The following is a 16,485-nucleotide window of genomic DNA, read 5'->3' as shown; positions in this document are numbered from 1 at the left end:
CCATCCTACAAGTTTCACTGGTTTTGGGCTACTCGACCCAATGCGCCTTGCGCGCCACCTGCGGCGGCAACGACAGGCCGGAGCGCGCCAGCTCGCTGCGGCTGAACAGGTATTCGCCTTCCGACGGCGTCACCGGGAACAACGAGGACAGGCTGCGGTTCTCGAACAGCATCGCCTGGGCCATCCGCGCGGCCTCCAGTCCCTGCTCGCGCCCGGTCAGCACCCGGCCGCCCATGGCCTTGCCCTTGCCGACCGCGAAATTCCAGAACGCGAACATCGGCAATTTGCTGTTGGCCGCGGTCCAGCGCATCACTTCGTCGCTGGGCACGACCTTGCCGTTGTCGTCGCGCAGCGTGAAATACAGCCCGACCCAGATCGCCTGGTAACGCTGCGGCGCCTGCAGCACCCGCTGCTGCCACTCGGCGAAGGTGTAGGGCAGCGCGATGTCGACGTCTATGCCGCCCAGCCGGATATTGTCCCGCCCGATGAAGACCTCGTCGCGGATGATGCGCGAAGTCAGGTCGCTGTCGAACAGGGCCAGCGCGCGCTTCAAGCCGGGCACCATGCGTCCCAGCTCGAAAATATTGCGCAGGATCAGCGGCCGCTCCAGCACGCCGCTGATATTGCTGGGCGTGGACTGGAAATAATTGCGCGGGTTGTTGTTGATGCCGAGATAGATGACCGGCGCGCCGGCTTCGGCCAGTTTGCTCCCAACCAGTTGTAACGCGGCATCGTCGCCGACGATGACAAGGTCGGGCTGGAAAGCGGCGATGCGCTTGCGCGCCTCGTCAGCCCGGATCAGCACTTGCTCGCGCGGCAGGCGCTTGCTGTCCAGCGTGTACACCGCCAGTTCGCAGCGCCCGGACAGCTTTTCGAACAGCGCCGCGCGGTAGTCGCGGTCCCATTGGTAGTCGCTGTGATAGCTCTCGAGCAGGAATACCTTCTTTTCCGCGCCGAACGCCGCCGCGGCCAGGCACAGCAGCCCCGCCGCCAGCCAGACGCCTATCCTCGCCATCTCCGTCCCCTTTTCCGATGTTCCAGCTTTCAGGGTAGAAGACGGCGCGGAAATGCCCTAGCGCGGCGTCCCGTCCTCCAGCCGCAGCTCGGCGGCGCGGGCGTGGGCGGTCAGGCCCTCGCCGTGCGCCAGCAGGCTGGCGATGCGGCCCAGCTTCTGCGCGCCGGCCTGCGACACCCGGATCAGGCTGCTGCGCTTCTGGAAGTCGTAGACGCCCAGCGGGCTGGCGAAGCGCGCGGTGCGGCTGGTCGGCAGCACGTGGTTGGGGCCGGCGCAGTAGTCGCCCAGGCTTTCCGAGGTGAAGCGGCCCATGAAGATGGCGCCGGCGTGGCGCAGTTGCGGCAGCAGCGCGTCCGGATCGGCCACCGACAACTCCAGGTGCTCCGGCGCGATGTAATTGCTGATCTCGCAAGCTTCCGCCAGATCGCTGACCTGGATCAGCGCGCCGCGGCCCGCCAGGCTGGCTTCGATGATGGCGCGGCGCGGCATGGACGGCAGCAGCTTGGCGATGCTGGCTTCCACCTGCGCGATGTAATCCGCCGACGGGCACAGCAGGATGGCCTGGGCGATCTCGTCGTGTTCGGCCTGGCTGAACAGGTCCATCGCCACCCAGTCCGGATCGGTGGCGCCGTCGCAGATCACCAGGATCTCGGACGGGCCGGCCACCATGTCGATGCCGACCACGCCGAACACGCGGCGCTTGGCGGCGGCGACGTAGGCGTTGCCGGGGCCGGTGATCTTGTCCACCTGCGGCACCGTCTCGGTGCCGTAGGCCAGCGCGGCGACGGCTTGGGCGCCACCGACGGTAAACACCTTGTCGACGCCGGCGATGTAGGCCGCGGCCAGCACCAGGTCGTTGCGCTCGCCGCCCGGCGTCGGCACCACCATGATGATTTCGCCGACGCCTGCCACTTTGGCTGGGAGCGCGTTCATCAGCACCGAGCTCGGATAGGCGGCCTTGCCGCCCGGCACGTAGATGCCGACGCGGTCCAGCGGCGTCACCTGCTGGCCCAGCAAGGTGCCGTCCTCGTCCTCGTAGCTCCAGGAATGCGCCAGCTGCTTCTCGTGGTAGCGGCGCACGCGCTCGGCGGCGGCGGACAGCGCGTCGCGCACGTCGGCCGGCAGACGCAGCCACGCCGCTTCCAGCTGCTCGCGGCTCAGCGTCAGATCGGCCATGCCGGCCGCCTGCATGCGGTCGAAACGGTTGGTGTGCTCCACCAGCGCCGCGTCGCCGCGATGATGGACGTCGGCGCAGATGGACGCCACGGCGGCGTCGACTGCGGGGTCCTGCGCGGTTTCGAAGGCCAGCAGCGCTTTCAGGCGCTCGGCGAAGTCGGGCTGGGAGGAGGACAGTTTCAACATGATGATTCTCTGATGCGTGGAGCCTGAACAGTGGGCAACGCCGGCCGCCGGCAATCGGTTGACCGGCGGCGCGTCATGGGTTGGAAGCGGTCAGGCCGGCACGGCGCCGGCGAAAGCGTCCAGCACCGGCTGGATCGCGTCGTATTTGAGCTTCAGCGCGGCCTGGTTGACCACCAGGCGCGAGCTGATGTCGATGATGTGCTCGACCGCCGCCAGCTTGTTGGCGCGCAGCGTGCCGCCGGTGGAGACCAGGTCGACGATGGCGTCGGCCAGACCGACCAGCGGCGCCAGCTCCATCGAGCCGTACAGCTTGATGATGTCGACGTGCACGCCCTTCTTGGCGAAGTGCTCGCGGGCGATCTGCGGGTATTTGGTGGCGATTTTCAGTCGCGCGCCGCGGCGCACCGCCGCGTCGTAATCGAAGCCTTCCTGCACCGCCACCATCATCTTGCACTTGGCGATGTTCAGGTCCAGCGGCTGGTACAGGCCGGCGCCGCCATGCTCGATCAGCACGTCGCGGCCGGCGATGCCGAGGTCGGCCGCGCCGTATTGCACATAGGTGGGCACGTCGGACGCGCGCACGATCACCAGTTGCACGTCCGGGTGGTTGGTGCCGATGATCAGCTTGCGCGAGGATTCCGGGTTTTCGGCCGGCACGATGCCGGCGGCCGCCAACAGCGGCAGCGTTTCTTCAAAGATGCGGCCCTTGGACAGGGCGATGGTCAGCTTCATGGTTTTCTACTGCGAAAAGAAGGTCGATAAGGTCAGCCTACCATCGCGCGGCGTTCGCGCTCCAGGAAGCCGACGTAACGCTGGATGATGGTTTCCATCGGCGCGGACAGATTGAGATAGGAGCACCCGATCCGCATCGCCTCGTTGCCGTTGCGCATGCGCGCGGTCAAACGGTGGCGCACTTCTATGCCCAGCGCCAGCGTGCCGAACGGCTTCAAGTCGATCGAACACTGCAGATACTGCTGGCCGATGTCGAAACCAGGCGTGTCGATGCCCGGCAGCCACAGGCTCATGCCGCCCAGGCTGATGTCGAACAGCGCCAGGTCTATCGAGCGCTGGTTGAAATCCCCGATGCGGCAAAACACCGGCGAACCCAGCGGCGTCTGGATGCGGAAGAATTCGCGCCGCTGCAGCTTGATCACCTGCTCCGGCAGCCGGCATTGGAACGCGGGCCGGTCATCCACCATCACCTGGCTGATCTGGCCGGCGACGAATTGGGTCTTCACCCCTTCGGGCGAACAAACGAACACATTGCGCTCGCTGTTCAGCACCTGGGTGTTGGTTTCCTCCTCCGCGCCCCAGTCGAAAGTGAACACGCCGGCCTGGTAATCCACCTCCAACAGCCGCGTCAGGATGAAGTTTTTACCCTTGTTGGCAAAAACCGTCACCATGTGGCCATGCTTGGCGATGTTGGACAGATGCTGCGCGATCTCGGTCGGCGAGCTCAGGGTGAACTTGGCCAGATCCAGCGGCTGATGCGAACTTGCCGGCATGGCTGGCGTATTGTCGTTGCTCACGATATTCCGGCCTTCATGTCTGCGGGGTTGAGTGATACGCCAAGTTTAGCGTAGCAACTGCCGGATATCAGATGCAAGGTTGGCCGACGGCGTGCCATAAGCTTCATACACCCGGAGCTTGCCTTCCTTGTCCAGCAGATAGGAGCCGGCGCTGTGATCGACAGTGTAGCCGCCTTCCTCGTTCTTCACCTTCTGCGCGACGACCTTGTACTGCTTCATCACTTTTTCGATGTCGGCGGCGCCGCCGGTCAGGCCGATGAAGCGCTTGTCGAAATGCGGCACATAGCCCGCCAGCACCTGCGGCGTATCGCGCTCGGGATCGACGCTGACGAACAGCACCTGCACCTTGTCGCCGTCGGCGCCCAGCTGTTTCATCACCGACGCGTACTCCAGCATCGTGGTCGGGCAGACGTCGGGGCAGCTGGTATAGCCGAAGAACAGCGCCACCACCTTGCCGCGGAACTCGTCCAGCGCGCGCGGCTGGCCGTGGAAGTCGGTCAGCTTGAAGTTGCCGCCCATCGAGGCGTCCTCGATGGCGGTGCCCTTGAAATCGATTTTTTGCGCGCAGGCGGACAAAACCAGCACGATGAACAAGCCTAGCAGACGCTTCAGGAATCGGGACATCAGTTCAATGGAATCAGGTAGTAATGGTCAAGCAAAAGCGCCGCGAACAGCCAGGTCAGATACCAGATCGACCAGGCGAACAGGCGGCGCGCCAAAGCGTCAGCATACTGGCGATGCAGCCTGACGGCAAGGAACAACAATCTGCCGTCCAGCAGCAGAACCGCGCCCAGATATATCGCTCCGGCCTCGCCCAGCGCCACCGGCAACAGCGTGACCGCCGTCAGCAGGAAACCATACAGCACGATGGACAGCGTGGTGTAGCGCTGGCCATGCGTGACCGGCAGCATCGGCAGGCCGGCGCGGGCGTAATCGTCGCGCCGGTACAGCGCCAGCGCCCAGAAATGCGGCGGCGTCCAGGTATAGATGATCAGGAACAGCGCCAGCGCGAACGCGTCGATCTGGCCGTTCACCGCCGTCCAGCCCAGCACCGGCGGCATCGCGCCGCTGGCGCCGCCGATCACGATGTTCTGCGGCGTGTTCGGCTTGAGCAACAAGGTGTAGACAATGGCGTAGCCGACAAAAGTTCCCAGGGTCAGCCAGGCGGTCAGCGCGTTGCAACAGGCCAGCAACAGCGCCAGCCCCATGCCGCCGACGGCCAACGCCACCAGCAGCGTCTCCCGCGCGCCCACTTCGCCGGTGGCCGTGGCCCGCCACGCGGTGCGGCGCATCCTGACATCAACGCCGCGCTCGACCAGGCAGTTGACCATGGCCGCCGCGCCGGCCACCAAGGCGATGCCCAGCGTGGCCGGCACCACCACCGCGGCATCCGGCACGCCCGGGCTGGCGAGAAACATGCCGATCACCGCGCAGAACACGATCAGCGCCACCACCCGCGGCTTGGACAGCTGCCACAAGGCATGCGCATGTTGCCGCCACAGCGGCAGGCCTACGGCGCTCATCGACCCTCTCCCGGCCCGCTCAGGCGCCCATGCGGGAAGAGAGGCCATCGCGGCCTGAGCGCGCGCCGCCTGGCCGTCTGCTGGGCCTGCAGCCGGGACAGCAACAGCAGCGATGCGCCCAGCAGCAGGGCCGCGCCGGCGTTGTGCGCCACCGCCAGCGGCAACGGCAGCTGCAGCAGCACATTGGCGATGCCCAGGCCCACCTGGATGGCCCACGCCGCGGCCAGGCACAGCAGGTGCCGGCGCAGCGGGCGCTCGCGCCAGCCCAGCCACAGCAGCGACGCCAGCAAGAGCGACACCAGCAGGGCGCCAAGCCGGTGCAGCCAGTGTATGGTCACCAGGCTGGCGAAATCGAGCAAGCTGCCATCGGGCGCCTCGCCCAGCTCGCGCAGCAGGTGGAAAGCGTGGTTGAAGCGCAAGGCCGGCCAGCTTTCACCATTGCACGCGGGGAACCCCTGGCAGGCCAGCGCCGCGTAGTTGCTGGACACCCAGCCGCCCAGCGCCAGCTGCAGCGTCAATGCCAAGGCCAGCAGGCCCGCCAGCCTGACCAGCCGCGCGGGAACGGGGACCGGCTGCAGGCTGGGAGACAGCGCCATCCAGGCCAGGATCTGCAGCACCGCCATGCCGCCCAGCAGATGGGAGGTGACGATGACGGGCTTGAGCAGCAAGGTGACGGTCAGCATGCCCAGCAGGCCCTGCAGGCCCAGCGCGGCCAGCAGCAGGCCGGCAGGCAGGCGCTGGCGCTTTTCCCGCCAGGCGCGCCAGGCGATCAGCGCGATCAGCGCGCCGAGGGTGCCGGCCAGGTAGCGGTGCGACATCTCGCGCCAAGCCTTGCCCGGGCTGACCGGACCGTCCGGCGCCAGAGTCTGGGCCTGGCGGATGTCGTCGGCGGCGTGGGCCGGCGATATCCGGCCGTAGCAGCCTGGCCAGTCCGGGCAGCCCAAGCCGGCGTGGGACAATCTGACATAGGCGCCGAACGGCACCACGATAACGGCCAGCAGCAAGGCCAGCCAAACCAGTTTCCGCATGGCGAGCGCCCCCCAGTGCACAGCGTGTCCGCCGGCCAGCCGCCGGCTCAGCCCAGCCCGTTGTTCACCTTCAACACCTTGGCCACTTCATCGATGATCCGGCGCGGGTCCGCGCCGTCCCGGTAGAACATCACCTGGTTGCCCAACGGGTCAACTAGATAGAAACCCTGATTGCCGGCCGGCAGCGGGCTCTGCGGCGCATGCGGCAGCCGGTGCGGCACCTCCACCCGGGCGGCGGGGTCCGACACCTGCAATGCCACCCGGGTCAGGCGGGAGGCCGCTTCGCCCTGGGCTTTTTCTATCTGGCGCATCGCATGCCAGCGTTGCTGGCAGCGGCTTTGGCATTCCGCCCCCAGCACCGCGGCCAGCACCCATTTGCCGCGCGGCCATGCCTGCTGCGATGCCGCCTCGAACGGATGGGTGGGCAGCAGTTGGCCGTAGCTGCGTCCGCCTTGCGGCGGCAGCAGCCAGTAGGCCAGCCAGGCGGCGATCACGGGCACCAGGCACAGCAGGCCCATCGCCAGCAGCGCCATCCGTCCCCGGTTAATGGATTTCATGTCGTCGCCTCCACATCAGCCAGCTGGCGCCGCTGATGCAAACGCCCAGCAACAGCCATTGCAACGCGTAAGCGTAGTGGCGGTCGGGCATGAACTCCGGCACCACCGGCCAATGGAGCAGCGGCGCCGGCGAGTTCTCCAGCACCACCACGCCCTGGAACCAGTGTCCCGGGTAACGCCGCCGCAACGCCGATTCGTCCACCGCGTCGACGGGGCCTTCCGAGCCCCTGACCGCGCCAGAGAGCACGAAATGATGCGGTGTCGGCATGCGGTAGCCCTGCGCCAGAATCTGCTCCGGGCGGAACGCCGGCAGGCGCGCGCCGTCGACCAGCCACCCCAGGTCCAGCAGCACCAGCGAGCGGTCGTCTCCCTGCCGCCACGGCTGCAGGATGCGTCTGCCGCTCTGGCCGGCCATGAAGCTGTTGCGCAGCTCGATCACCGGCCCCGCCGGCTCGGCCCGGCTCAGCTTGACGCGAGTGAATTCCGGCGGCGGCTCCGCCTCGCGGTAAACCAGGCCGACCGGCGCCACGCTCATCGCGCTGGTCAAGGAGCGCAGCAGCACTTCCTTGTCTTGTCCCCTTTGCCACTGCCATACTGCCAGTACATATGGTAATAAGTTGATTACCAAAAGAAACAGCCATGGCGCTCGTTGCCATTTAGACTTCGGCTTATGTTCCGGATCAGTATGCGTGGAGGATACGGTCATGAAACTCGTCATCCTGTTGTTGCTTGCCTGTATCGTTCTAGCTCTGTTCTGGGGCCTGACCGGCCTGATGAAAGCCGAGCACGGCTCTCAGCGCCTGGTCCGCTCGCTGACCCTGCGGGTCGGACTGTCCATCGGATTGTTCCTGCTGCTGCTGCTGGGCGCCTTGTTCGGCTGGTGGCGCCCGCATCACGTCTGACTCCCCTCACAGCCAGTACACGAAGATAAACAGCAGCAGCCACACCACGTCGACAAAGTGCCAGTACCAGCTGGCCGCTTCGAAAGCGAAGTGATGCCGCGCATCGAAATGCCCGCTCATGCTGCGCAGCCACACCACGAACAGGATGATCGAGCCCAGCAGCACATGCAGGCCGTGGAACCCGGTCAGCATGAAGAAGGTCATGCCGTAGGCTCCTGAAGCCAGCGTCAGGTTCAGCTTGCTGAAGGCGTGGCCGTATTCGTGCATCTGCAGCGCCAGGAAGGTGCAGCCCAGCACCACGGTCAGCAACAGCCCCAATTTGAACTGGTTGCGGTTCTCTTGCAGCAATCCCCAGTGCGCCCAGGTGACGGTGGCGCCGGATGTCAGCAGGATCAGCGTGTTCAATGACGGCAGGCCCCAGGCCTCCATCGCCTGATAGGCCTGCGTGATGCCGGGCCCGGTCGACAGCGGCCAGGACGCCTCGAAATCCGGGTACAGCATCTTGTAGTCCAGCGAGCCCAGCTCCGGCACCGACACCGTCCTCACCCAGAACAGCGCGCCGAAGAAGGCGCCGAAGAACATCACTTCGGAGAAGATGAACCAGCCCATGCCCCAGCGGAAGGACATGTCCTCGCGTCCCAGGTACACGCCCAGCCGGCTTTCCCGGATCACGTCGCCGAACCAGCCCACCAGCATCGCCACCAGGATCAGCATGCCCAGCGCCAGCGACACCTTGCCCAGCAACATGCCGTTGACGGCGAACGCCGCCCCCAGGCCGATGCAGAACAGCGCCAGCGAACCCACCATGGGCCAGCGCGACGGCGACGGCACGAAATAACGGTCCTGCTCTTCTACGCTTGCCATCTCACTCCTCCTAGCGGGTCACCCAGGACACCAGCAGCAACAGGGCCGCGATCAGCCCGGCCGCCAGCGCCAGCGCGGTGACGATCAACTGCCACGGCTTGAGCGCCTGGTCGACCTGTGAGGCCTCTCCCTTGCGCACGCCGATGAAAGCGCCCAGCACCGCCTTGACTCCCTGCCCCCAGCTCATGGTCATCCCTTTCCCTGGCCCGGCACGTCAAACACGGTATAGGCCAGCGTGATGCTGGTGATCGAGGCAGGCAGCTTGCGGTCTATCACGAACACGACCGGAAAGGTGCGGGTCTCGCCCGGCTTGAAACGCTGCTGGGTGAAACAGAAACATTCCAGCTTTTTGACATACTCTCCCGCCTCTGCCGGCAGATAGCGCGGCAGCGCCTGCCCCACCACTTCGCGCGCGCTGGCATTGGTGATCCGGTACTGCACCTGGACGAAAGTGCCAGGCTTGACCTTGAGATGCGTTGTCAGCGGCTGCACCTGCCAGGGTAGACCCGCCTGCACCGTGGAGTCGAAGGTCATCCGCACCTCGCCGTCGCCGGCGGCCAGATCGCCGCGCTCCAGCTCGTCGGCCTTGACGATGTCGTTGAGGCCGGTCTGTTCGCAGACGATCCGGTACAGCGGGATCATCGCCCAGGCGAAAGCGAACATCAGCGCGACGATCAGCACCAGCCTTTTCACCAGCCGTAGATTGCGCTGCCGCATCGCCATCGCGTCCATGCCCGCCTCCTCAGTGAGAATGCCCGGCCCCGCCCTCCTGGCAGGACAGGATCACGCCGTTCTCGCCGGCCTCCACCTTGGGCGCCTGCTCGAAGCTGTGGTAGGGCGCCGGCGTCGGCAGCTCCCACTCCAGCGTGTTGGCGCCTTCCCAGGGCTTGTGCGGCGCTTTCTCGCCGTGGCGCAGCGCATGCAGGATGTTGTACAGGAAGATCAGCTGGCCCAGGCCGAACATGAAGGCGCCGACGCTGGCGATGCGGTTGAAGTCGGTGAATTGCAGCGCGTAGTCGGGGATGCGCCGCGGCATGCCGGCCAGACCCAGGAAGTGCATCGGGAAGAAGGTGACGTTGAACCAGATCATCGACCACCAGAAATGCAGCTTACCCAGTTTCTCGTCGTACATCCGGCCGCTCATCTTGGGGAACCAGTAGTAGATCGCGGAAAACAGGCTGAACAGCGCGCCGGCCACCAGCACGTAATGGAAGTGGGCGACCACGTAGTAGCTGGCGTGCAGCTGGATGTCCACCGCCGCCACGCTGAGCGTGATGCCGGACAGGCCGCCGATGGTGAACAGCAGGATGAAGCCGATAGCGAACAGCATCGGCGTCTCGAAGCTCATCGCCCCCTCCCACATGGTGGCGATCCAGTTGAACACCTTCACGCCGGTAGGCACGGCGATCAGCATCGTCGCGTACATGAAGAACAGCTGCGCGGTGGCCGCCATGCCGGTGACGAACATGTGGTGCGCCCACACCATGAAGGACAGGATGCCGATGGAGCTGGTGGCGTACACCATCGAGGTGTAGCCGAACAGCGGCTTTCGGGAGAAGGTGGGAATCACCTGGCTGACGATGCCGAAGGCCGGCAGCGCCATGATGTAGACCTCGGGATGGCCGAAAAACCAGAACACATGCTGGTAGAGGATGGGGTCGCCGCCGCCGGCCGCGTTGAAGAAGTGAGTGCCGAAGTGGCGGTCGGTCAGCACCATGGTCACCGCGCCGGCCAGCACCGGCATCACGGCGATGATCAGGTAGGCGGTGATCAGCGAAGCCCAGGCGAACATCGGCATCTTCATCAGCGTCATGCCCGGCGCGCGCAGGTTCAGGATGGTGACGATGATGTTGATCGATCCCATGATGGAGCTGATGCCCAGGATGTGGATGGCGAAGATGGTCAGATCCATGCCCATGCCCATCTGCGTGGACAGCGGCGCGTACAGCGTCCAGCCGGCCGCGGCCGCGCCGCCCGGCACCGCGAACGACAGCAGCAGCAACAGCGCCGCCGGCGGCAGCAGCCAGAAGCTCCAGTTGTTCATCCGCGCGAAGGCCATGTCCGGCGCGCCTATCATCAGCGGCAGCATCCAGTTGGCCATGCCGGTGAAGGCCGGCATGATGGCGCCGAACACCATGATCAGGCCGTGCAGCGTGGTGAGCTGATTGAACAGCTCCGGCTCAAAGAAGCGCAGGCCTGGGCTGAACAGCTCGGCGCGTATGCACAGCGCCAGCACGCCGCCGGTGAGGAACATCGTGAACGAAAACCACAGGTACATCGTGCCGATGTCCTTGTGGTTGGTGGCCATCAGCCAGCGGGCGATGCCGTGCGGCTTGCCGTGATGGGCGCCGCCGGCGTGGGTGGTTTCCGCGATTGCCATGAGATCCGACTCCTTATGCCGCCTTGCCGCGCGCAGCCTTCACTTCCTTGGGCTGCACGGCCTGGCCGGTATGGTTGCCCCAGCTGTTGCGCTCGTAGGTGATCACAGCCGCGATGTCGGTATCGGACAATTGCTTGCCCCAGGCCGCCATCGCCGGATTCTTCTTGCCGCCGAACAGCACGATCTCGATGTGGCCGGCCTTGTCGCCGGTGGCGATGGGGGAGCCGTCCAGCGCCGGGAACGTCCCCGGGATCCCTTTGCCGTTGGCCTGGTGACAGGGCACGCAGTTCTGGGCGTACACCTTCTCGCCGCGCGCCTTCAGGTCTTCCAGCTTCCATACCTTGTTGGGATCGTCCGCGGCGGCGGCCATCTGCTTGAGCTTGGCCGCGCGCCATTTCTCATAATCGGCCGGCGCCTTGGCTTCCACCACGATGGGCATGAAGCCGTGGTCCTTGCCGCACAGCTCCGAGCACTGGCCGCGGTAGACCCCGGGCTTTTCGATCAGCATCCAGCTGTCGCGCAGGAAGCCGGGAATGGCGTCCTGCTTGACGCCCAGCTGCGGCACCCACCAGGAGTGGATCACGTCGTTGGCGGTCAACAGCAGGCGGATCTTGCGGTCGGTCGGCACCACCAGCGGCTCGTCGACCTCCAGCAGGTAATTCGCCGGTTTCTGGGCCGTGCCGGCTATCGCCTCGCGCGGCGTGGCGAGATGGCTGACATAGCCGAAATTGTCGTCCAGGTAGTCGTAGCGCCACTTCCACTGGTAGCCGGTGATCTTGATGGTCATGTCCTCGCTGCGCGTGCTCTTCTGCGCCAGCACCGCGCGGGTGGCCGGCACCGCGATGATCACCAGAATCAGCAGCGGCACCACGGTCCAGATGATTTCCACCGTGGTGTTCTCATGGAACTGCTTGGCCTCGTTGCCGGCCGACTTGCGGTGATGGAAGATGGAATACAGCATTACCAGGAACACCACGGCGAAGATCACGCCGGTGACGACCAGCAACATGGTATGCAGGTGATATTCAGTCCGGGCCAGAGGGGTGACCGGCTGCTGCAGATTGAATTCGGCCGCGGCCGCGCTCTGAATGGCCAGCAGCAGGCATAGCGGTATGCGCAAACAAGACATGTTGCCCCCTAGGTCAAAACGACCGACACAATGCACTGCATGCACAAGCACCGGCTTGTCGCCGGCATGCTTTCATCGTAGGAGCAATGTCAAGAAAAACAAGAAGACGTCATGACGCGGCGCAATGCGCGCGGACAAAGGCATGGGCGGCGGGGCCGCCCGCATGGAAAGCGCTTAGTCCGCCGGCCGGTAGGGGATTTCCAGCAGCAGCGGCGCCGGGATGTGCCGCCGCAAGGTGTCCAGGTTTTCCGCGTACGCCGCTTGCGGCGGCTGGACGCAGTTCGCCACCCAGCCGGCCAGCTCCAGCCCGCTGTCCCGCACCGCCCGCGCCGTCAGCAAGGCGTGATTGATGCAGCCCAGCCGCATGCCGACGACCAGGATCACCGGCAAGGCCAGCGCCTGCGCCAGGTCAGCCATGAAGAGGCTGTCGGACAACGGGGCCAGCCAGCCGCCCGCCCCCTCCACCAGCACGATGTCGGCCTGGCCGCTCAAGCGTCGGTAATGATCGGCGATGCGCGGCAGCTCGATTTCCACGCCGGCCTCGCGCGCGGCGATGTGGGGCGATACCGGGGGCAGGAAGCGATAGGGGTTCATCAGCTCCAGGTCGGTCTGCCCGGTGGCGGCGGTCAGCCTCGCCACATCATCGTTCAGCCAGCGGCCATCGGGCAGGACCTCGCAGCCGGACGCCACCGGCTTCATCGCCAGCACGGTCTTGCCCTGGCCCTGATGCAGATGGATCAGCTCGACGGCGGCATGGGTCTTGCCGATCTCGGTGTCGGTGCCGGTGATGAAATAGCCTTGGCTCATGCTTGCTCCCGATATGGTTTGTCCTTGCCGGCGTTTCTCGTGCGCCGGGACCGACGTTCTACACCAACCGCCGCCGATCTTCCAGCCCTCTCTTCCTAGCGGCGCCCGTCGCCGAAGATTCGGCATGCCGTGCCGCTCAAGCATAAAGGTCAGGTGTCCACAAATGGGTAGGCCGTCGCCATGCCAAAATCACTTTCCCCAATTTGCTAGGAACTCCGATGAAAGAGAACGAAGCGTTGGCCGCGCTGGCCGGCATGGGCATCATGGTGCTGGTGGTGGTAGGCGCGCTGGTGCTGGCCGTCAGCATCTTCTATTTCCTGACCCTGCATCAGACGATGAATTCGGTGGACGAAACGCGCCGTCCGCTGGCTGGTGGCTTGATCTGGCTGGCGCTGGCGCCCGGCCTGGGCCTGATCTGGTACATGGTCTACATCCTGCTCCTGTCCAGCGCGCTGAAAAAGGAGCTGGCGCAGCGGCAGCTGCCGGGCAACGGCGCTTTCGGCGTCAGCCTGGCGCTGGTGATCCTGCAGGTGCTGTGCTTCATACCCTACGTCAACCTGCTGGCCGCCATCCCGGCGTTGGTGCTCTGGATCGTCCACTGGGTGAAGATGGCCGGCTACCGCAAGCTGCTGCAGCCCGCCCAGGCGGCGCTGGCGGTATAGCCGCCGGCAAGGCCGGAATGCGCTCCCGTTCCACCCGGCGTCACATGCCGGCCCACTCGCGGCCATGTCAAAAATATTAACAAATCGTGATAATGAAACCATCGTCATGATACGATCGAAAGTTTTCACGACTTTCCGGAGACAAGCATGGCGGATGACGACATCGTCACCTTGATCGCGGGCATGGGCATCATGGCGATGCTGGCGCTCGGCGTTCTGGCGCTGATTGCCCAGGTGTTCTACTTTCTCACACTGCACAAGACCATGGACGCGGTCAGCGAGCAGAACCGGCCGTTCAACGGCGCGCTGATCTGGCTGGCGCTGATCCCCGTGCTGGGCCTGGTCTGGTGGATGGTTTTCGCGCTGCTGCTGTCCACCTCGATCAAGAAGGATCTGTCCGCGCGCCAGGCGGGCGGCGACGGCGGCTTCGGCATCAGTCTGGCCCTGGTGATCCTGCAGGCGCTGTGTTTCATCCCCTATCTCAATCTGCTGGTCTTCATTCCGGCGATCGTGATGTGGGTCATCCACTGGACCAAGATGGCGGCGCTGCGCAAACAGCTGCAGCCGGCGCAATCGTTCCAGTTTTCCTGAGTCGGGGGGATCGCGCCCTCGACGTGCCAACGCCGACCTTGTGGGTCGGCGTCGTGCCGTCGGCCTTGTGGGCGTGGGCGCGATGAGTTCGGCCGGATAGGCCTGCGCAGGATTTCACGCGGGATGGAGTGAAAGCCTTTTGGCTTGGCGGCTCGAGCCGCGGGGCGCAACGACAAGAACGGGATGGAAAACCTTGCCGCCTCCCCTCGGCGGCGAACCGCCGCGCCGGGAAACTTCAGCCAGTCGGCTCAGGCTGCGGCCTGAGCGTTCATCTTTTCCTCTATGGTCAGCTTGTTCAGCGCCGACAGGTAGGCCTTGGCGCTGGCGACGATAATGTCGGTGTCCGCGCCCTGGCCGTTGACGATGCGGCCCTCGCGCGACAACCGCACGGTCACCTCGCCCTGGGACTCGGTGCCCTTGGTGATGGCGTTCACCGAATACAGCTCCAGCTCGGCGCCGCTGCCCACCACCTTCTCGATCGCCTTGAACGCCGCGTCCACCGGGCCTGAGCCGCTGGACTCTCCATGCTGCTCCTGGCCGTGTTCGACGAAGACGATGCTGGCCAGCGGCGGTTCCCCGGTCTCGCTGACCACTTTCAGCGACACCAGCTTGTAATCCTCGCGCTCGATGGTGACCATCTCGTCGGACACCAGCGCGTGCAGGTCTTCGTCGAAGATTTCGCGTTTCTTGTCGGCCAGCTCCTTGAAGCGGGCGAAGGCGGCGTTCAGCGCTTCCTCGCTGTCCAGCACGATGCCGAGTTCGGACAACTTGGTCTTGAACGCGTTGCGGCCGGACAGCTTGCCCAGCGTCAGGCGGTTGGCGCTCCAGCCCACCGACTCGGCCGACATGATCTCGTAGGTTTCGCGGTGCTTGAGCACGCCGTCCTGGTGGATGCCGGACTCGTGGGCGAAGGCGTTGGCGCCGACGATGGCCTTGTTCGGCTGCACCGGGTAGCCGGTGACGGTGGACACCAGCTTGGATGCCGGCACGATCTGGGTGGCGTCGACGCGGCTGTCCACGCCGAACACGTCGCGGCGCGTCTTCACCGCCATCACGACCTCCTCCAGGCTGGCGTTGCCGGCGCGCTCGCCCAGGCCGTTGATGGTGCACTCCACCTGGCGCGCGCCGCCCAGCACCGCGGCCAGGCTGTTTGCCACCGCCATGCCCAGATCGTTGTGGCAGTGGGCGGACCAGACCACCTTGTCGCCGCCCGGCGTGCGGGCGATCAGCTCGCGGAAGAAGGCCTCGGTCAGGCGCGGCACCGCGTAGCCTACGGTATCCGGCACGTTCAGCGTGGTGGCGCCGGCCTTGATCACTTCGCCGAAGATGCGGGCCAGGAAATCGATGTCGGAGCGCAACGCGTCCTCGGCGGAGAATTCGACGTCGTCGGTGTACTCGCGGGCGATCTTCACCGCTTTCACCGCAGCGTCCACCACTTCGTCCGGGCTCATCCTCAGCTTCTTCTCCATATGGATGGGGCTGGTGGCGATGAAGGTGTGGATGCGGCCGCGGGCAGCCGGCTTGATGGCTTCGCCGGCGGCGCGCACGTCGCGTTCGTTGGCGCGCGCCAGGCTACAGACGGTGGAGTCCTTGATCGTTTCGGCGATGGCATGGATGGCGTCGAAATCGCCCGGACTGGCGGCGGCGAAGCCGGCTTCGATGATGTCCACCCCAAGACGCTCCAGCTGGCGCGCGATGCGGATCTTCTCTTCCTTGCTCATCGAGGCGCCGGGCGACTGCTCGCCGTCGCGCAAGGTGGTGTCGAAAATGTAGAGGCGGTCGCCCATGTCGATAGTTCTCCCTGCTGCCTGGTTCGGCTCGCCGACCAGATAGTCGTTGAAATCAAAGCGCCTGCCCTGCCCGGCCGCCAGTTGCGCCAGCCGGCTCAGCTGCGCCAGCGGCAGGCTGCCGCGTTCCCTCCATTTGTATATCGCTGCGCGGCTCACCGGCTCGTCGGGGAACAAACGGTTCAGTTCATCGGCCAGATGGCTCGGTCCGCCGAAGTCCGCGACCAGTCGTTCGATATCCACTTGCATCAATGTGCTCCTGCAGCATGTTTTGAATCAGACTACTCAAACGTGTGACATAAGGTCAAATCAGATAGGAAATCTGTGTGTCAAATTCGTCACAAGACAT

Annotated in this window: 19 protein-coding genes; 3 read left to right on the top strand and 16 right to left on the bottom strand. The window is 65.3% G+C overall.

Features of this window, described 5'->3' with window-relative positions; translation table 11 throughout:
* Positions 1 to 28: 28 nt before the first annotated feature.
* The 9 genes from CV_RS03000 to CV_RS02960 form a co-directional block, all read right to left on the bottom strand.
* Positions 29 to 1,015, bottom strand: coding sequence for an ABC transporter substrate-binding protein (locus CV_RS03000; RefSeq protein ID WP_011134167.1), 987 nt, complete (start codon positions 1,013 to 1,015; stop codon positions 29 to 31).
* 57 nt (positions 1,016 to 1,072) lie between these two features.
* Complete coding sequence (hisD, locus tag CV_RS02995; protein WP_011134166.1) at positions 1,073 to 2,377, bottom strand: histidinol dehydrogenase; 1,305 nt, start codon at positions 2,375 to 2,377, stop codon at positions 1,073 to 1,075.
* Between the two features lie 90 nt (positions 2,378 to 2,467).
* Positions 2,468 to 3,109 (bottom strand): ATP phosphoribosyltransferase, encoded by a 642-nt coding sequence (gene hisG, locus CV_RS02990; RefSeq protein WP_011134165.1) that lies wholly within the window; start codon positions 3,107 to 3,109, stop codon positions 2,468 to 2,470.
* Between the two features lie 32 nt (positions 3,110 to 3,141).
* Positions 3,142 to 3,906 (bottom strand): flagellar brake protein, encoded by a 765-nt coding sequence (locus CV_RS02985; RefSeq protein ID WP_223938100.1) that lies wholly within the window; start codon positions 3,904 to 3,906, stop codon positions 3,142 to 3,144.
* A 45-nt stretch (positions 3,907 to 3,951) separates the two neighbouring features.
* Positions 3,952 to 4,530 (bottom strand): SCO family protein, encoded by a 579-nt coding sequence (locus tag CV_RS02980; protein WP_011134163.1) that lies wholly within the window; start codon positions 4,528 to 4,530, stop codon positions 3,952 to 3,954.
* Positions 4,530 to 5,429: a heme o synthase gene (locus CV_RS02975; RefSeq protein ID WP_011134162.1), complete on the bottom strand. Its 900-nt coding sequence runs from the start codon at positions 5,427 to 5,429 to the stop codon at positions 4,530 to 4,532. The genes CV_RS02980 and CV_RS02975 overlap by 1 nt, the downstream gene beginning before the upstream one ends.
* Positions 5,426 to 6,457 (bottom strand): COX15/CtaA family protein, encoded by a 1,032-nt coding sequence (locus tag CV_RS02970; RefSeq protein ID WP_011134161.1) that lies wholly within the window; start codon positions 6,455 to 6,457, stop codon positions 5,426 to 5,428. The genes CV_RS02975 and CV_RS02970 overlap by 4 nt, the downstream gene beginning before the upstream one ends.
* Positions 6,458 to 6,504: 47 nt before the next feature.
* Positions 6,505 to 7,014 (bottom strand): glyoxalase/bleomycin resistance/dioxygenase family protein, encoded by a 510-nt coding sequence (locus tag CV_RS02965; RefSeq protein WP_011134160.1) that lies wholly within the window; start codon positions 7,012 to 7,014, stop codon positions 6,505 to 6,507.
* A complete protein-coding gene (locus tag CV_RS02960; protein ID WP_011134159.1) occupies positions 7,001 to 7,720 on the bottom strand; it encodes an SURF1 family protein in 720 nt (239 codons plus the stop codon). Before CV_RS02960 ends, CV_RS02965 begins: the two co-directional genes overlap by 14 nt.
* Here CV_RS02960 and CV_RS02955 point away from each other — a divergent pair.
* A complete protein-coding gene (locus tag CV_RS02955; RefSeq protein ID WP_021478398.1) occupies positions 7,719 to 7,916 on the top strand; it encodes a DUF2909 family protein in 198 nt (65 codons plus the stop codon). The genes CV_RS02960 and CV_RS02955 overlap by 2 nt on opposite strands.
* Before the next feature lie 6 nt (positions 7,917 to 7,922).
* Here the strand turns inward: CV_RS02955 and CV_RS02950 are convergent, their stop codons facing one another.
* From CV_RS02950 to bioD, 6 genes are all read right to left on the bottom strand, one after another.
* Positions 7,923 to 8,780, bottom strand: coding sequence for a cytochrome c oxidase subunit 3 (locus CV_RS02950; protein WP_011134158.1), 858 nt, complete (start codon positions 8,778 to 8,780; stop codon positions 7,923 to 7,925).
* 10 nt (positions 8,781 to 8,790) lie between these two features.
* Positions 8,791 to 8,973 carry a DUF2970 domain-containing protein gene (locus tag CV_RS22665; RefSeq protein WP_011134157.1) on the bottom strand — a complete coding sequence of 61 codons (183 nt, stop codon included), beginning with the start codon at positions 8,971 to 8,973 and terminating at the stop codon, positions 8,791 to 8,793.
* Entirely contained in the window at positions 8,970 to 9,512 is a 543-nt protein-coding gene (locus tag CV_RS02945; protein ID WP_011134156.1) for a cytochrome c oxidase assembly protein, read from the bottom strand. Before CV_RS02945 ends, CV_RS22665 begins: the two co-directional genes overlap by 4 nt.
* A 10-nt stretch (positions 9,513 to 9,522) precedes the next feature.
* Positions 9,523 to 11,160, bottom strand: coding sequence for a cytochrome c oxidase subunit I (gene ctaD, locus CV_RS02940; protein WP_011134155.1), 1,638 nt, complete (start codon positions 11,158 to 11,160; stop codon positions 9,523 to 9,525).
* Between the two features lie 13 nt (positions 11,161 to 11,173).
* Entirely contained in the window at positions 11,174 to 12,289 is a 1,116-nt protein-coding gene (coxB, locus tag CV_RS02935) for a cytochrome c oxidase subunit II (RefSeq protein WP_011134154.1), read from the bottom strand.
* A 174-nt stretch (positions 12,290 to 12,463) separates the two neighbouring features.
* A complete protein-coding gene (bioD, locus tag CV_RS02930; protein ID WP_011134153.1) occupies positions 12,464 to 13,096 on the bottom strand; it encodes a dethiobiotin synthase in 633 nt (210 codons plus the stop codon).
* A gap of 218 nt (positions 13,097 to 13,314) precedes the next feature.
* On the opposite strand from bioD, the gene CV_RS02925 reads away from it, so the two are divergent.
* Complete coding sequence (locus CV_RS02925) at positions 13,315 to 13,758, top strand: hypothetical protein (protein WP_011134152.1); 444 nt, start codon at positions 13,315 to 13,317, stop codon at positions 13,756 to 13,758.
* Between the two features lie 147 nt (positions 13,759 to 13,905).
* Positions 13,906 to 14,349 carry a hypothetical protein gene (locus CV_RS02920; protein ID WP_011134151.1) on the top strand — a complete coding sequence of 148 codons (444 nt, stop codon included), beginning with the start codon at positions 13,906 to 13,908 and terminating at the stop codon, positions 14,347 to 14,349.
* Between the two features lie 248 nt (positions 14,350 to 14,597).
* On the opposite strand, the gene CV_RS02915 is transcribed toward CV_RS02920, so the two are convergent.
* Positions 14,598 to 16,385: a 2-isopropylmalate synthase gene (locus CV_RS02915; RefSeq protein WP_043595363.1), complete on the bottom strand. Its 1,788-nt coding sequence runs from the start codon at positions 16,383 to 16,385 to the stop codon at positions 14,598 to 14,600.
* Positions 16,386 to 16,485 lie beyond the last annotated feature (100 nt).

It is taken from the genome of Chromobacterium violaceum ATCC 12472, from assembly GCF_000007705.1.
GTDB classification, from domain to species: domain Bacteria; phylum Pseudomonadota; class Gammaproteobacteria; order Burkholderiales; family Chromobacteriaceae; genus Chromobacterium; species Chromobacterium violaceum.
This window is presented reverse-complemented; position numbering and strand designations above follow the sequence as displayed.

Excerpts from the sequence above, each read along its gene's own strand:
- CV_RS02975 (WP_011134162.1), bottom strand. The coding sequence starts at position 5,429 with ATGAGCGCCGTAGGCCTGCCGCTGTGGCGGCAACATGCGCATGCCTTG.
- CV_RS02980 (WP_011134163.1), bottom strand. The coding sequence starts at position 4,530 with ATGTCCCGATTCCTGAAGCGTCTGCTAGGCTTGTTCATCGTGCTGGTT.
- CV_RS02945 (WP_011134156.1), bottom strand. The coding sequence starts at position 9,512 with ATGGACGCGATGGCGATGCGGCAGCGCAATCTACGGCTGGTGAAAAGG.
- bioD (WP_011134153.1), bottom strand. The coding sequence starts at position 13,096 with ATGAGCCAAGGCTATTTCATCACCGGCACCGACACCGAGATCGGCAAG.
- ctaD (WP_011134155.1), bottom strand. The coding sequence starts at position 11,160 with ATGGCAATCGCGGAAACCACCCACGCCGGCGGCGCCCATCACGGCAAG.
- CV_RS02950 (WP_011134158.1), bottom strand. The coding sequence starts at position 8,780 with ATGGCAAGCGTAGAAGAGCAGGACCGTTATTTCGTGCCGTCGCCGTCG.
- coxB (WP_011134154.1), bottom strand. The coding sequence starts at position 12,289 with ATGTCTTGTTTGCGCATACCGCTATGCCTGCTGCTGGCCATTCAGAGC.
- CV_RS03000 (WP_011134167.1), bottom strand. The coding sequence starts at position 1,015 with ATGGCGAGGATAGGCGTCTGGCTGGCGGCGGGGCTGCTGTGCCTGGCC.
- CV_RS02955 (WP_021478398.1), top strand. The coding sequence starts at position 7,719 with ATGAAACTCGTCATCCTGTTGTTGCTTGCCTGTATCGTTCTAGCTCTG.
- CV_RS02970 (WP_011134161.1), bottom strand. The coding sequence starts at position 6,457 with ATGCGGAAACTGGTTTGGCTGGCCTTGCTGCTGGCCGTTATCGTGGTG.
- hisD (WP_011134166.1), bottom strand. The coding sequence starts at position 2,377 with ATGTTGAAACTGTCCTCCTCCCAGCCCGACTTCGCCGAGCGCCTGAAA.
- hisG (WP_011134165.1), bottom strand. The coding sequence starts at position 3,109 with ATGAAGCTGACCATCGCCCTGTCCAAGGGCCGCATCTTTGAAGAAACG.
- CV_RS02920 (WP_011134151.1), top strand. The coding sequence starts at position 13,906 with ATGGCGGATGACGACATCGTCACCTTGATCGCGGGCATGGGCATCATG.
- CV_RS22665 (WP_011134157.1), bottom strand. The coding sequence starts at position 8,973 with ATGACCATGAGCTGGGGGCAGGGAGTCAAGGCGGTGCTGGGCGCTTTC.
- CV_RS02925 (WP_011134152.1), top strand. The coding sequence starts at position 13,315 with ATGAAAGAGAACGAAGCGTTGGCCGCGCTGGCCGGCATGGGCATCATG.
- CV_RS02965 (WP_011134160.1), bottom strand. The coding sequence starts at position 7,014 with ATGAAATCCATTAACCGGGGACGGATGGCGCTGCTGGCGATGGGCCTG.
- CV_RS02915 (WP_043595363.1), bottom strand. The coding sequence starts at position 16,385 with ATGCAAGTGGATATCGAACGACTGGTCGCGGACTTCGGCGGACCGAGC.
- CV_RS02960 (WP_011134159.1), bottom strand. The coding sequence starts at position 7,720 with ATGACCGTATCCTCCACGCATACTGATCCGGAACATAAGCCGAAGTCT.